The following is a 13611-nucleotide window of genomic DNA, read 5'->3' as shown; positions in this document are numbered from 1 at the left end:
ACCAACCCCTCCAGTTCAGCGTGGACCGCAGCAGTCCGGTGCCGCTCTACTTCCAGCTGTCCCAGCAGCTCGAAGCGGCGATCGAGCACGGCAAGCTGGCACCCGGCAGTCTGCTCGGCAATGAGATCGACCTGGCGGGGCGGCTCGGCCTGTCCCGGCCCACCGTCCGGCAGGCGATCCAGTCCCTGGTCGACAAGGGGCTCCTCGTCCGCCGCCGCGGCGTCGGCACCCAGGTCGTACACAGCCAGGTCAAGCGCCCCCTGGAGCTGAGCAGCCTCTACGACGACCTCGAAGCGGCGGGCCAGCGGCCCGCGACCCGCGTGCTGCGCAACACCATGGAGGCCGCCACCGCTCAGGTCGCGGCGGCCCTCGGCGTCCCCGAGGGCGCCGACGTCGTCATCGTCGAGCGGCTGCGCCTCGCCCACGGGGAGCCCATGGCCCACCTGCGCAACCACCTGCCCGCCGGGCTGCTCGACCTCGACAGTGCCGCGCTGGAGGCGACCGGCCTCTACCGCCTCATGCGCGCGGCCGGCATCACGCTGCACAGCGCCCGGCAGACGGTCGGCGCCCGCGCCGCCGTCGCCGAGGAAGGGGAGAGGCTGGGCGAGCCGGTGGGCGCGCCGTTGCTGACGATGGAGCGTACGACCTTCGACGACACGGGGCGGGCGGTCGAGTTCGGCTCGCACGTCTACCGGGCCTCGCGCTACGCCTTCGAGTTCCAGCTGCTCGTACGGCCGTGAGTGGCTGACCGTACGGCTCGGCGGTCAGAATGTTCTGACAAAGCCTTGACGCGGCGGTCCGCGCCCCGTTAGAACACCTCCAGTCGCCATCGGGCGGCCGCGGAGGAAGGCGGACCACGATGCGTAGGACCCGTACGGCAGCGGCTCCGGGGGCGGCGCTCGCGGCGGGCCGAGGCGACGTGGGACGCGAACGCGCACACCTCCGGCCGGCGGCCCCGACGGTCGCCCACTCCGCCGACAGCCCGCCGAATCGCGGCCCCGCGGGACGGCCGTCGTCGCCGTCCGCCTCTCCAATGGCGGAAAACCGCTCCCTGCGTGCCCCGCCGCCGTCACCGGGACGGACGTGCCGACGCTGGAGAAGTTCACCGCTCGCGGGACCCGCTGGCCCCCCGGCGAACGGTGGTAACGGATACTTGGGCGGCCGGGCCCGAATCCTTTCGGGCCCGGCCGCACCGTGACAGACAGTGAGAAGGGCAAGTCCTCGTGGCAAGGGTTCGGACAGGGGTACGTGCGCTCAGCGCCGTGCTGGCAGCGGTGCTCGGCGCGACCCTGGCAGGGTGCAGCAGTACGGGCGGCAAACGGGCGGAGGAGCGGGCCGCCAAGGCCGCCCAGGGACGGGCCGCCGTGGACACGCCGCGCTGGACCTTCGCGATGGTCACCCACTCGGGCGACGGCGACACCTTCTGGGACATCGTGCAGAACGGTGCGAAGCAGGCCGCGGCCAAGGACAACATCAAGTTCCTCTACTCCCACAACAAAGAGGCGAACCAGCAGGCCCAGCTCGTCCAGGCCGCCATCGACCAGAAGGTCGACGGGCTGATCGTCACCCTCGCCAAGCCCGACGCGCTCAAGGACGTCGTGGCCAAGGCGGAGAAGGCCGGCATCCCCGTGATCACCGTCAATTCCGGCTCCGAGGAGTCCAAGCGGTTCGGGGCGCTGACGCACATCGGCCAGGACGAGACGATCGCCGGCGAGGCCGTCGGCGAGGAGCTGAACCGGCGCGGCAAGAAGAAGGCCGTCTGCGTCCTGCACGAGCAGGGCAACGTCGGCCACGAGCAGCGCTGCGCGGGCGCGAAGAAGACCTTCGAGGGCGACCTCAAGAACCTCTACGTCGACGGCACCAACATGCCCGACGTCCAGGCGTCCATCGAGGCCAAGCTCCAGTCCGACAAGGACATCGACGCCGTCGTCACCCTCGGCGCGCCCTTCGCCCCCACCGCCGCCAAGGCCGCCGAACAGGCCGGCAGCAAGGCGGAGGTCGACACCTTCGACCTCAACGCCAAGGTCGCCCGGTCCCTGTCGGACGGCTCCCTCGGGTTCGCCGTCGATCAGCAGCCGTACCTCCAGGGGTACGAGGCCGTCGACGTGCTGTGGCTCTACAAGTACAACGCCGACGTGCTCGGCGGCGGCAAGCCGGTGCTCACCGGTCCCCAGATCATCACCAAGGAGGACGCGGCCGACCTGGAGAAGTACACGAAGCGGGGGACCCGATGAGCGCCCCGCTGACCGATACACCGCCGGCCGCGGGGGACGAGAGGCTGGTGCACCGCTCGCCGGGGCGCCGGCTGATGGGCCGCCCCGAGCTGGGCTCGGTGGTCGGCGCGATCGCCGTCTTCGTCTTCTTCGCGATCGTCGCCGACAACTTCCTCCAGGCGTCCAGCCTCAGCACCGTGCTGTACGCGTCCTCGACGATCGGCATCATGGCGGTGCCGGTGGCGCTGCTGATGATCGGTGGCGAGTTCGACCTGTCGACGGGCGTGATGGTCACCTCGTCGGCGCTGATCTCGTCGATGTTCAGCTACCAGATGACGGCCAACGTCTGGGTCGGCGTCGGGGTGTCCCTGCTGGTCACCCTCGCCATCGGCTTCTTCAACGGCTTCATGCTCACCCGCACCAAACTGCCCAGCTTCATCATCACGCTCGGCACTTTCCTGATGCTCACGGGCCTCAACCTGGGGTTCACCAAGCTGATCAGCGGCACGGTCTCCACCAAGTCCATCGGCGACATGGAGGGCTTCTCCTCCGCCCGTACCCTCTTCGCCTCGCACCTCTCCCTCGGCGACATCGACCTCCAGGTCACCATCGTGTGGTGGCTCGCCCTGGTGGTCCTGGCCACCTGGGTGCTGCTGCGCACCCGCGTCGGCAACTGGATCTTCGCGGTCGGCGGCGGCGCGGACGCGGCCCGCGCGGTCGGCGTGCCCGTCAACCGCACCAAGATCGGCCTCTATATGGCGGTCGCCTTCGCCGCCTGGATCTCCGGCCAGCACCTGCTCTTCTCCTACGACGTGGTGCAGTCGGGCGAGGGCGTCGGCAACGAGTTCCTCTACATCATCGCGGCCGTCATCGGCGGCTGTCTGATGACCGGCGGCTACGGCTCGGCGATCGGGTCCGCCGTCGGCGCGTTCATCTTCGGCATGACCAGCAAGGGCATCGTGTACGCGCAGTGGAACCCGGACTGGTTCAAGTTCTTCCTCGGAGGGATGCTCCTCCTGGCGACCCTGCTGAACGCATGGGTCCGCAAGCGTGCGGAGGCAAGCAAGTGACGGCCCTCGTCGAGCTCACCGACGTCAGCAAGTTCTACGGGAACATCCGCGCCCTGGAAGGGGTGTCCCTGGAGGTCCACGCGGGCGAGATCACCTGCGTGCTGGGCGACAACGGGGCCGGCAAGTCCACCCTCATCAAGATCATCGCGGGGCTGCACCGGCACGACGCGGGCACCTTCGAGATCGAGGGCGAGCCGGCCGGCCTCGGCTCCCCGCGCGAGGCCCTGGACCGCGGCATCGCCACCGTCTACCAGGACCTCGCCGTCGTCCCGCTGATGCCGGTCTGGCGGAACTTCTTCCTCGGCTCCGAGCCCACCAAGGGCGCCGGGCCCTTCAAGCGCCTCGACGTCCAGCGGATGCGCGAGACGACCCGCGCCGAGCTGCTGCGCATGGGCATCGACCTGCGCGACGTCGACCAGCCGATCGGCACGCTCTCCGGCGGCGAGCGGCAGTGCGTGGCCATCGCCCGCGCCGTCTACTTCGGCGCCAAGGTGCTCGTACTCGACGAGCCCACCGCGGCGCTCGGCGTCAAGCAGTCCGGGGTGGTGCTCAAGTACGTCGCCGCCGCCCGCGACGCCGGTCTCGGCGTGGTCCTCATCACGCACAACCCGCACCACGCCTACCTCGTCGGCGACCGCTTCGTACTCCTCAAGCGCGGTGCGATGGCCGGCAGCCACGCCAAGTCCGAGATCGCCCTGGACGAGCTCACCCGGCAGATGGCGGGCGGCAGCGAGCTGGAGCAGCTCAGCCACGAGCTGGCGCGGGCGCCGGGCCCGGACGTCATCGGCGGCCGCCCGGTGGAGGAGCCGGACGAGGGAGATGCCGAGGCGGACACCGAGGGGCCGGCCGGGGCAAGAGCTGCCGAAGGGGGCGGGAAACCGGTCGGCGAAGGGGGCACGGAAGGAAGCGGCAAGGGAGCCGACGAGGGGGACGACCGGTCCTCCGGCGCCTCGGCGGCGGACCGCACGGGGGAGTGACCGCGCGCCGCGCACCACGTGTGAGGCACAATCGGCCAGGGCGGGCCGAGCCCGCCGCGCCCGACCGCAGGACCGAGGCGACGCGCCTCCCGAGACACCCGCAGGGACGACGACTCGTGCGACCACGCACCCCAGGCGAACGCACCGGCCGCACAGCATGCGAAGCCCGCACCGGCCGCGCCGCGAGCACGGCCCGTACAGCGGCCGGCGCAGGATTCGGCGAAGGGGCCACGCGATGAGCATGTACCGCGAACGGGTGCACCGGGGCTCGGCCCGGGCGACCGTGCTCAAGACGGTGGGGACGCGCGAGCGGCGCTCGCACCTGACCGCGCCCCGGGTGCCCACCGTCGGCATCGACATCGGCGGCACCAAGGTGATGGCCGGGGTCGTCGACGCGGACGGCAACATCCTGGAGCAGGTGCGCACCGAGACCCCGGACAAGTCCAAGAGCCCCAAGGTCGTCGAGGACACCATCACCGAGCTGGTCCTGGACCTCTCCGACCGGCACGACGTGCACGCGGTCGGCATCGGCGCGGCCGGCTGGGTCGACGCCCACCGCTCCCGGGTGCTGTTCGCCCCCCATCTGTCCTGGCGCGACGAGCCGCTGCGCGACCGGCTCGCGGGCCGGCTCGCGGTGCCCGTCATGGTCGACAACGACGCCAACGCGGCCGCCTGGGCCGAGTGGCGGTTCGGCGCGGGCCGCGGCGAGGACCACCTCGTCATGATCACGCTCGGTACGGGCATCGGCGGCGCCATCCTGGAGGACGGCCAGGTCAAGCGGGGCAAGTACGGGGTCGCGGGCGAGTTCGGCCATATGCAGGTCGTACCGGGCGGCCACCGCTGCCCGTGCGGCAACCGCGGCTGCTGGGAGCAGTACAGCTCCGGCAACGCCCTGGTCCGCGAGGCGCGCGAGCTGGCCGTCGCCGACTCCCCGGTCGCGCACACCATCATCGAGCGCGTGGGCGGCCACGCCCACGAGATCACCGGGCCGCTCATCACCGAGCTGGCCCGGCAGGGCGACGCCATGTGCGTCGAACTTCTCCAGGACATCGGCCAGTGGCTCGGCGTCGGCATCGCCAACCTCGCCGCTGCTCTCGACCCCTCCTGCTTCGTCATCGGCGGTGGCGTCAGCGCCGCCGACGACCTGCTGATCGGCCCCGCCCGGGACGCTTTCCGCCGCCACCTCACCGGCCGCGGCTACCGGCCGGAGGCCCGTATCGTCAAGGCCCAGCTGGGCCCCGAGGCGGGCATGGTGGGCGCCGCCGACCTGGCCCGGCTCGTGGCCCGCCGCTTCCGGCGCGCCAACCGCCGCCGCGTGGAACGGTACGAACGCGCCGGGGTCACGGTGCGGCTCGCGCCGCGCGGGCAGGCGGGGCGCGGATGATCGCCGCCGACCGCACCGCCGCGTCCGACCAGCCGCACGACGCCGCGGGCGGCCCGACGGGCCCCGGCCGCCGCCCCCCGCGCCGCTGGCTCAAGCCCCTCATCGTCTTCCTGCTCATCGCGATCCCCGCCGGCTACCTCTACATCTCCGCGATGCAGAGCCGCGGCGGCGGCGACGCCAAGCAGGAACAGGCCGCCAAGACCGGCCTGGAGGAAGGCTGGCCGTCCCGGCTCCAGCGCCGCGTCTACGGCGTCTGGATCCCGCCGTACTCCGCGGACGTCGCCAGCTACGAGACCAACTCCTGGAAGCACAGCTCGCTGTACCTCCAGTTCACCACCTCCGCCGAGGGCTTCGAGACGTTCCTGAACAAGGTCGGCAGCGCGCCGGACGACCTCAAGGACGGGGAGATCACCATCGACGACGACCAGGCGGACGAGGTCGGCTGGAAGTTCAAGGGCGACCACCGCTGGACCGGCACCGTGCATACGCAGAAGAAGCCGCTTCCGACCCTCCAGATCACGGCGAACCTCGACGACCCGGAGCACCCCAGGGTGTTCACCGTCTCGACCAGCGCGCCGTGAACCGCGCCGAGTAGCGGGGGCTTCCCGGCCGACCTCGGCATGCTGTACCGACCCGCTCGGCTGGTACGCCCCGTTGAACCGGCCGGCCTCGGCATGCTGTACCGACCCGCTCGGCCGGTACGCCCCGCGGAACGGCGTACCGGAATGCGGAACGAGCCGGCCTGGGGAAGCGTGCCCGAACAGCAGCCGTGGCCGTGGGACGAGCCGATCTGGCGCGGGCACGCCGAGTACGTGTCGGCGCGGGGCGCCCGCTGACCACCCGGCCGCTGCCCGTATGGCGTGGACTCCCGCCGGTGGGCCGTACCAGGGCGCTCCCCCCTGCCCGGCGCCGGAGAGCGGTTCCGCCGAGGGCCACCGGCCTTCGGCCGCGGAGATCCCGACCTCTCGGACCACTTGTCCCGCGACGATGTCCACCGAGGCTGGTACCCGCGGGGAACCATGATTCATGATGGCCCGGCCAGCACCTTCCGAGGCGGAGTGGCGAACACCCCGCGGAGTGGAGACACGCCATGGACGGGCTCACCGAAGAGGAAAGCGCGATCGTCTCGCTGGTAGGCGAGTTCGTCGATCGTGAGGTGAGGCCGGTCGCGCGGGAACTGGACCACACCGACACCTACCCCGAGAAGCTCATCGAGCGGATGAAGGCCATGGGCGTCTTCGGCCTCGCGATCCCGGAGCCCTGGGGGGAAGCGGCGGTGTCGGCGCAGTGCTACGCGGCCGTGACCGAGGAACTGGCCCGGGGGTGGATGAGCCTCGCCGGTGCGATGGGCGGGCACACCGTCGTCGCCAAGCTGATCACCGCGTTCGGCACGCCGCGGCAGCGGGACACATACCTGCCGAGGATGGCGACCGGCGAGGTCCGGGCGACGATGGCGCTGACCGAGCCGGGCGGCGGCTCGGACCTTCAGGCCATCCGCACGGTCGCCCGCCGCGACGGCGAGCAGTACGTCGTGGACGGCTCGAAGACCTGGATCACCAACGCCCGCCGCTCCCAGCTGATCGCGCTGCTGTGCAAGACGGACCCCTCGGCGGACCCGCCCCACAAGGGAGTGAGCATCCTGCTGGTCGAGAAGGGCCCGGGCCTCCAGATCTCCCGCGACCTGCCGAAACTCGGCTACAAGGGCGTCGAGAGCTGCGAGCTGGCCTTCGACGGCCTCCGCGTCCCCGCCGGTGCGCTGCTCGGCGGGCAGGAGGGCCACGGGTTCGCGCAGATGATGCGCGGCCTGGAGATCGGCCGGATCCAGGTCGCGTGCCGCGCGGTCGGCGTCGGCCGGGCGGCGCTGGAGGACGCGCTGCGCTACGCCCAGGAGCGCGAGAGTTTCGGCCAGCCCATCTGGCAGCACCAGTCGATCGGCAACTACCTGGCGGACATGGCCACTAAACTGGAGGCCGCCCGCCAGCTCGTACGCTACGCCGCGCGCCGCTACGACTCCGGTGAACGGGCCGACCTGGAGGCCGGGATGGCCAAACTGTTCGCCTCGGAGACGGCGATGGAGGTCGCCCTCAACGCCGTCCGCATCCACGGCGGTTACGGCTATTCGACGGAGTTCGACGTCGAACGCTACTTCCGGGACGCCCCACTCATGATCGTCGGCGAGGGCACCAACGAGATCCAGCGCAACGTCATAGCCCGCCAACTGGTCAAGCGCCACCGCATCTGAAAGGGGCCGACGTGCCGCACCCGCTCAAGGGCATCACCGTCGTCTCGCTCGAACAGGCCGTCGCGGCGCCGCTCGCCACCCGCCAGCTCGCCGACCTCGGCGCACGGGTCATCAAGGTGGAACGGCGGGGCACCGGTGACTTCGCCCGTGGCTACGACCGCACGGTGCACGGACAGTCCAGCTATTTCGTCTGGCTCAACCGCGGCAAGGAAAGCGTCGAACTGGACGTCAAGGACCCCGAGGACCGGGCGCTGCTCGACGCGCTGCTGGCCCGCGCCGACGTCTTCGTGCAGAATCTCGCGCCGGGCGCAGCCGCCCGCCTCGGGCTCGACGCCGCCACTCTCCGCGCGGCGCGGCCCGAACTGATCCACTGCTCGATGTCCGGCTACGGCCCCGAAGGCCCCTACCGCACGAAAAAGGCGTACGACCTGCTCGTACAGTGCGAGACAGGACTGGTGACGGCCACCGGCACGCCGGCGGAACCGGCCAAGGCCGGGCTCTCGATCGCCGATATCGCCACCGGGATGTACGCGTACAGCGGCATCCTGACGGCGCTGTACGAACGCGAACGCACCGGCCGGGGCACCGCCTTGAGCGTGGCCATGCTCGACGCGCTCGGAGAATGGATGAGTCAGCCCGCCTACTTCTCCCACTACGGCGGCGAACCCGCACGGCGCACCGGGGCGCGGCACCCCTCGATCTCGCCCTACGGCCCCTACCGCACCGGCGACGGGACGGTGTTCCTCGGCGTCCAGAACGACCGCGAGTGGGCCGTGCTGTGCCGAACCGTGCTCGGCCGTCCGGAACTTGAAGACGACCCCAGATTCGTGACCAATGTGGCCAGAGTCGCGCACGATGCCGAGGTCACCACGGTGATCGAGTCGGCGTTCGCCCGGCTGACCGCCGGCGAAGCCATCGGCCTGCTCGACGCCGCCGGGATCGCCAACGCCACGCTGCGCACCCCGGACGAGTTGCTCGCCCACCCCCAGCTGACCGCGCGCGACCGCTGGCGTGCCGTGGAGACTCCGGGCGGGCCGGTGCGCGCGCTGCTCCCGCCGGTCGAGGTGGACGGCAGCGAGCCGCTGATGCGCCCGGTGCCCGCCCTCGGCGAGCACAACACGGCCCTGCGTACCGAATTCGGACCACGCGGGGCGGATCGGCGCGCGGTTGAACGGCGTACGGCCGGGCCACGCGCGGCCGAACGGCGTCAGGGCGCGGACGAGACCGTCGAACGCCGGGAGACCATCCTGCCCGGGCCCGCCCGGGACCTGGGCGCGCTGCTCGACGTCACGGTGCCCGACCTGGACGCGGGGGAGGGGCTGCCGCTGCTGTGGCACTGGCTCTACCTGCTGGACTGCCCGGCCCTGGCCGACCTCGCCTCCGACGGACACCCGTTCCGCGGTGCCGTCCCCGCGCACCCCGGGCCCGGGCACCGGCGCATGTGGGCAGGCGGGCGCGTCCGCCAGCGGGGGGTGCTGCGCTGCGGCGAACAGGCGGTTCGCCGTACGAAGGTCCTCTCCGTCCAGGAGAAGCAGGGCCGTTCGGGGCCGTTGAAGTTCGTGGTGGTCGGGCACCGGATCGAACAGCGCGGCGAGGTGGTCGTCGACGAGGAGCAGGACATCGTGTACCGGCCGCTGCCGGCCGGGCGCTCCGCGGCCGCCGAGCCCGGCGCGCCCGTGGCGGCCACACCGGACGAATGGGCCATCGACGTCTCGCCCGTCCTGCTGTTCCGGTTCTCGGCGCTGACGTACAACGCGCACCGCATCCACTATGACCGCGACTACTGCCGCGACGTCGAGGGATACCCGGGCCTCCTCACGCATGGCCCGCTGCAGGCGATCGCCATGGCGGAGAAGGCACGCGCCGGCGGCCTCTTCGGCCGGGTGTCGTTCGACTACCGGCTGACCGCCCCGCTCTTCGACGACCAGGGCATGGTGGTCGGCGCGGCCCCCGGCGAGCAGGGGGAGACCCGCACCGCGGTCCGCGATGTCTACGGACGGCGGACCGCGACCGGCACGCTGCGGAGGCAGGACCGGTGACGGCCGCTCTCACCGGCGCCCGCACGTTCCTGTTCGTACCCGGCGACCGGCCCGACCGGTTCGCCAAGGCGTGGGCGGCAGGCGCCGACGCCGTCGTCCTCGACCTTGAGGACGCGGTCGCCCCGGATGCGAAGGCGGCGGCGCGGGAGCACGTCCGCGACTGGCTCGACGAGGGGCGCCACCGCGCCGTGGTCCGGATCAACGCCGCCGGGACCGACTGGCACGAGGCCGACGTCGAAGCCGTGGCGGGACGCGTGGCCGCGGTGATGGTGCCCAAGGCCGAAGACCCCGCCGCGCTCGGCGCCCTCGCCCGCGCGCTGCCCGCAGGCACCGCGCTGCTCCCGCTGATCGAGACCGCGGCGGGGATCACCAGGGCGGTGCGGGTCTGCGGGGTCGAATCGGTCGTGCGCCCGGCATTCGGCAGCGTCGACCTCGCGGCGCAGCTCGGTGTCGACCACCGGTCGAAGGCGGCGTTGAACCACGCCCGGTCCGCGCTCGTACTCGCCGCGGCGACGGCCGGGTGCGCCGCGCCGATCGACGGTGTGACCACCGCGATCGACGACCAGGCGGCGTTGGCGGACGACCTCGGCAACGCGGCGGCGCTCGGGTTCACCGGAAAGCTCTGCGTCCACCCCCGCCAAGTCGCCGCGGCCAACGCCGCCTTCACCCCGACGGACGCGCAGATCGCATGGGCGCGCGCCGTGCTCGCGTCCGCCGAGGGCGGCCATGTGACGACGCTGAACGGAGAGATGATCGACCGGCCGGTGGTCCTGCGTGCGGAGGCGGTCCTGGCCCGAGCCCGACCCTGAGTCCGAGCCTGAGCACCGGGCCGGGCGGACTCGACGGCGCGGCCGTGGCCAACTCGGCGGGGCGTCCCATCGAGACGGCCCTGACTCTGCCCATCCCGGAGATGCGCTTCGACCCGGCGCCGGAACGGCATTTGGCGCGGCTGGTCATCGAGGCCGCGGGCGAGATCGGACAGCAGGTCTCGACGGCCTGACGGCCCGTCTGCCTGACGGCCCGTCGGTCTGACGTTCTGTCGGCATGACGGCCTGTCGGTTCTACGAGAGTGTGTCGGCCCCCGGTCTCCGGCAGCGCGCCGCTGACGGCACGGCCGCCGCGAGCCACCGGCGCCCAAGCGACTGCCCCCTGCGGCAGCGGCCGAGATCCCGAGCCGCGGTTGCGCGTATCGGCCGACCGCTGCGGGGCCGTCAAGCGGTGGCACGAGGCTGTTGCCGTCGTACCGGTCCGCAGGTGATGGGGAAGCCCGGTATCGACGCCAAGATGACCGCCATCGCCCGCCGGCTCGGTGAGGCACTGATTCCGGTGAGCGTCTGACGCGGCCGGCTGTCGGTCGGCCCGGAACGTGGCGACTTTCCGCACCGCGCCGAGAGCTCCGGGCCCGCCGACGGGGGCAGTACGTACACAGCCCCGGGCATCCGCGGCCGGCACCGCTACCATGACCACTCCCGTCAAGGCGATCGGCTGGTGATCCGCACCGGGCCCGGGCAGGCCGCGACTACCATCAAAACGGTCCACACCGGGCACGACCTGCACAACTGACCCCTGAGTGCCGTTGGGCGCGCAGGCGACGCGGCGGGCGGTCCCGCCGGCCCCGGCCGGGCTGCGGCGGGCAACACGGCCCGGCGGTTGTGACAGATTGTGAGAGATGAGAGCGTGCGGAGCGTGAGCGAGACGACGACTGAAGCCCTGCAGTACCGGTGTGACGGGCCGGAGCAGGCCCCGGTCCTGATCATGGGGCCATCCCTCGGCACCACGTGGCACATGTGGGATCGGCAGATCCCGGAGCTGACCCGCCACTGGCGCGTGCTCCGGTTCGACCTGCCGGGGCACGGCGGCGCGCCCGCGCACCCAGCCACCGCCGTCGGCGACCTCACCGACCGGCTGCTGGCCACCCTCGACCAGCTGGGCATCGACAGATTCGGCTACGCCGGCTGCTCGATCGGCGGGGCGATCGGCGCCGATCTCGCCCTGCGCCACCCGCACCGCCTGGCCTCGCTCGCCCTCGTCGCCTCCTCCGCCCGGTTCGGGACCGCGGACGCCTGGCGGCAGCGCGGCGTCGTCGTCCGTACGAACGGGCTCGACCCGATCGCCCGCTCCGCGCCGGAGCGCTGGTTCACCCAGGGGTTCGCCGCGTCCCAGCCCGCGATCGTGGAATGGGCCGTACAGATGGTCCGCACCACCGACCCCGGCTGCTACATCGCCGCCTGCGAGGCGCTCGCGTCCTTCGACGTCCGCGCGGAGCTCGGCCGCGTCGGCGTGCCGACCCTGGTGCTCGTCGGCGCCGAGGACCAGGTCAGCCCGCCCGCCGACGCCCGCGTCCTGGTCGCCGGGATACCCGACGCCAGGCTCGCCCTGGTCCCCGGCACCTCGCACCTCGCCCCCGTCGAGCAGCCCGCCGCCGTCACCGATCTGCTGGTCCGCCACTTCACCACCTCCTGGCAGAGCGGATACGAGAAGACCGGCCCCCAGGCGATCACCCCGCCCGTGCCCAAGCCGCAGCTCACGCCCCCGCCGCCGCCGCCCGTGGCAGCGCCCGCCATGCCCAGCGGCCCCGTCGCCGCCATCGCCTCCGCCGAGCAGCCCGTCGCGACCGGCGGCCCCGCCGCCGAGGCGTACGAAGCGGGCATGAAGGTACGGCGCGAGGTGCTCGGCGACGCCCATGTGGACCGCGCCGAAGCGGCCAAGGACGACTTCACCGGGGACTTCCAGGACTTCATCACCCGCTATGCCTGGGGCGAGGTGTGGACCCGCCCCGGGCTCGACCGGCACACCCGCAGCGTCATCACCCTCACGGCGCTGGCCGCCCGCGGCCACCTCGACGAGCTGGCCTCCCACACCCGCGCCGCGCTCCGCAACGGCCTCACCCCCGAAGAGATCAGGGAAGTGCTGCTGCAGACCGCCGTCTACTGCGGGGTGCCGACCGCCAATTCCGCCTTCGCCGTGGCGCAGCGCGTGATCCGGGAGGAGACCAGCCCGCACGCGTAGCAGGATGGAAACATGAACCTCACCAAGCACAGCCACGCCTGCGTCCGGTTGGAGAAGGACGGGCGGACCCTCGTCATCGACCCGGGCGGCTTCAGCGAGCAGGACGCGGCCGTCGGCGCGGACGCCGTGCTGGTCACCCACGAACACCCGGACCACTTCGACGAGGGACGGCTCCGGGCCGCCCTGGACGCCAATCCGGCCGCCGAGATCTGGACGCTGCGCAGCGTCGCCGAGCAGGTCTCCGCGGCCTTCCCGGGTCGCGTCCACACCGTCGGCGAGGGCGACGCCTTCACCGCCGCCGGGTTCGACGTCCAGGTCCACGGCCAACTGCACGCCGTCATCCATCCCGATATCCCGCGCATCACCAATGTCGGCTACCTGGTGGACGGCTCCGTCTTCCACCCCGGCGACGCGCTGACCCTCCCCGGGCAGTCCGTCGACACCCTGCTGATCCCCGTGATGGCCCCGTGGAACAAGGTCGGCGAGATCATCGACTACGTCCGCGAGATCGGGCCCCGGCGCGCCCTCGACGTCCACGACGCGCTCCTCACCGGCCTCGCCCGGCCCGTCTACGACCGGATGCTCGGCCCGGACGGACCCGGCGTCGCCGGGGCGGACCACCTCCGGCTCGACCCCGGCGAGAGCGTCGCCCTGTGACCGCCGCCTTGTGACCGCCG

At 72.3% G+C, this 13611-nt stretch carries 12 protein-coding genes and 1 pseudogene; all 13 read left to right on the top strand.

Features of this window, described 5'->3' with window-relative positions; translation table 11 throughout:
• Positions 1–20 precede the first annotated feature (20 nt).
• Positions 21–740, top strand: a complete 720-nt coding sequence (locus AC07AB_RS07310) for a GntR family transcriptional regulator (protein ID WP_478561604.1) — start codon at positions 21–23, stop codon at positions 738–740.
• Between the two features lie 483 nt (positions 741–1223).
• Positions 1224–2234 (top strand): sugar ABC transporter substrate-binding protein, encoded by a 1011-nt coding sequence (locus AC07AB_RS07305; RefSeq protein ID WP_478561401.1) that lies wholly within the window; start codon positions 1224–1226, stop codon positions 2232–2234.
• On the top strand, positions 2231–3283 hold the full coding sequence (locus AC07AB_RS07300; protein WP_478561398.1) for an ABC transporter permease: 1053 nt from the start codon (positions 2231–2233) through the stop codon (positions 3281–3283). The genes AC07AB_RS07305 and AC07AB_RS07300 overlap by 4 nt, the downstream gene beginning before the upstream one ends.
• Positions 3280–4260, top strand: coding sequence for an ATP-binding cassette domain-containing protein (locus AC07AB_RS07295; protein ID WP_478561395.1), 981 nt, complete (start codon positions 3280–3282; stop codon positions 4258–4260). Before AC07AB_RS07300 ends, AC07AB_RS07295 begins: the two co-directional genes overlap by 4 nt.
• 235 nt (positions 4261–4495) lie before the next feature.
• Entirely contained in the window at positions 4496–5644 is a 1149-nt protein-coding gene (locus AC07AB_RS07290; RefSeq protein WP_478561393.1) for an ROK family glucokinase, read from the top strand.
• Positions 5641–6225 (top strand): hypothetical protein, encoded by a 585-nt coding sequence (locus AC07AB_RS07285; protein ID WP_478561390.1) that lies wholly within the window; start codon positions 5641–5643, stop codon positions 6223–6225. The genes AC07AB_RS07290 and AC07AB_RS07285 overlap by 4 nt, the downstream gene beginning before the upstream one ends.
• A gap of 509 nt (positions 6226–6734) precedes the next feature.
• Positions 6735–7886, top strand: coding sequence for an acyl-CoA dehydrogenase family protein (locus AC07AB_RS07280; RefSeq protein ID WP_478561387.1), 1152 nt, complete (start codon positions 6735–6737; stop codon positions 7884–7886).
• 11 nt (positions 7887–7897) lie between these two features.
• A pseudogene (locus AC07AB_RS07275) lies at positions 7898–9028 on the top strand (CaiB/BaiF CoA transferase family protein); the annotation flags it as partial.
• Between the two features lie 150 nt (positions 9029–9178).
• Complete coding sequence (locus AC07AB_RS07270) at positions 9179–9925, top strand: HTD2 family dehydratase (protein WP_478561601.1); 747 nt, start codon at positions 9179–9181, stop codon at positions 9923–9925.
• Positions 9922–10734 (top strand): HpcH/HpaI aldolase/citrate lyase family protein, encoded by an 813-nt coding sequence (locus tag AC07AB_RS07265; RefSeq protein ID WP_478561384.1) that lies wholly within the window; start codon positions 9922–9924, stop codon positions 10732–10734. Before AC07AB_RS07270 ends, AC07AB_RS07265 begins: the two co-directional genes overlap by 4 nt.
• Positions 10735–10778: 44 nt before the next feature.
• The gene (locus AC07AB_RS07260; RefSeq protein WP_478561381.1) at positions 10779–10925 is read left to right on the top strand and encodes a hypothetical protein; all 147 of its coding nucleotides are present in this window, start codon (positions 10779–10781) and stop codon (positions 10923–10925) included.
• A gap of 686 nt (positions 10926–11611) precedes the next feature.
• On the top strand, positions 11612–12934 hold the full coding sequence (pcaDC, locus tag AC07AB_RS07255) for a bifunctional 3-oxoadipate enol-lactonase/4-carboxymuconolactone decarboxylase PcaDC (RefSeq protein ID WP_478561378.1): 1323 nt from the start codon (positions 11612–11614) through the stop codon (positions 12932–12934).
• Between the two features lie 12 nt (positions 12935–12946).
• Positions 12947–13591, top strand: coding sequence for an MBL fold metallo-hydrolase (locus AC07AB_RS07250; RefSeq protein ID WP_478561375.1), 645 nt, complete (start codon positions 12947–12949; stop codon positions 13589–13591).
• The last annotated feature ends 20 nt before the right edge of the window (positions 13592–13611 follow it).

It is taken from the genome of Streptomyces sp. NPDC044033, from assembly GCF_056434425.1.
The sequence above is the reverse complement of the archived record's forward strand: the minus strand, read 5'-3'. Positions and strand labels throughout refer to the sequence as shown.

Coding starts and splice junctions, on each gene's coding strand:
- AC07AB_RS07285 (WP_478561390.1), top strand. CDS start 5,641: ATGATCGCCGCCGACCGCACCGCCGCGTCCGACCAGCCGCACGACGCC.
- AC07AB_RS07250 (WP_478561375.1), top strand. CDS start 12,947: ATGAACCTCACCAAGCACAGCCACGCCTGCGTCCGGTTGGAGAAGGAC.
- AC07AB_RS07300 (WP_478561398.1), top strand. CDS start 2,231: ATGAGCGCCCCGCTGACCGATACACCGCCGGCCGCGGGGGACGAGAGG.
- AC07AB_RS07280 (WP_478561387.1), top strand. CDS start 6,735: ATGGACGGGCTCACCGAAGAGGAAAGCGCGATCGTCTCGCTGGTAGGC.
- AC07AB_RS07290 (WP_478561393.1), top strand. CDS start 4,496: ATGAGCATGTACCGCGAACGGGTGCACCGGGGCTCGGCCCGGGCGACC.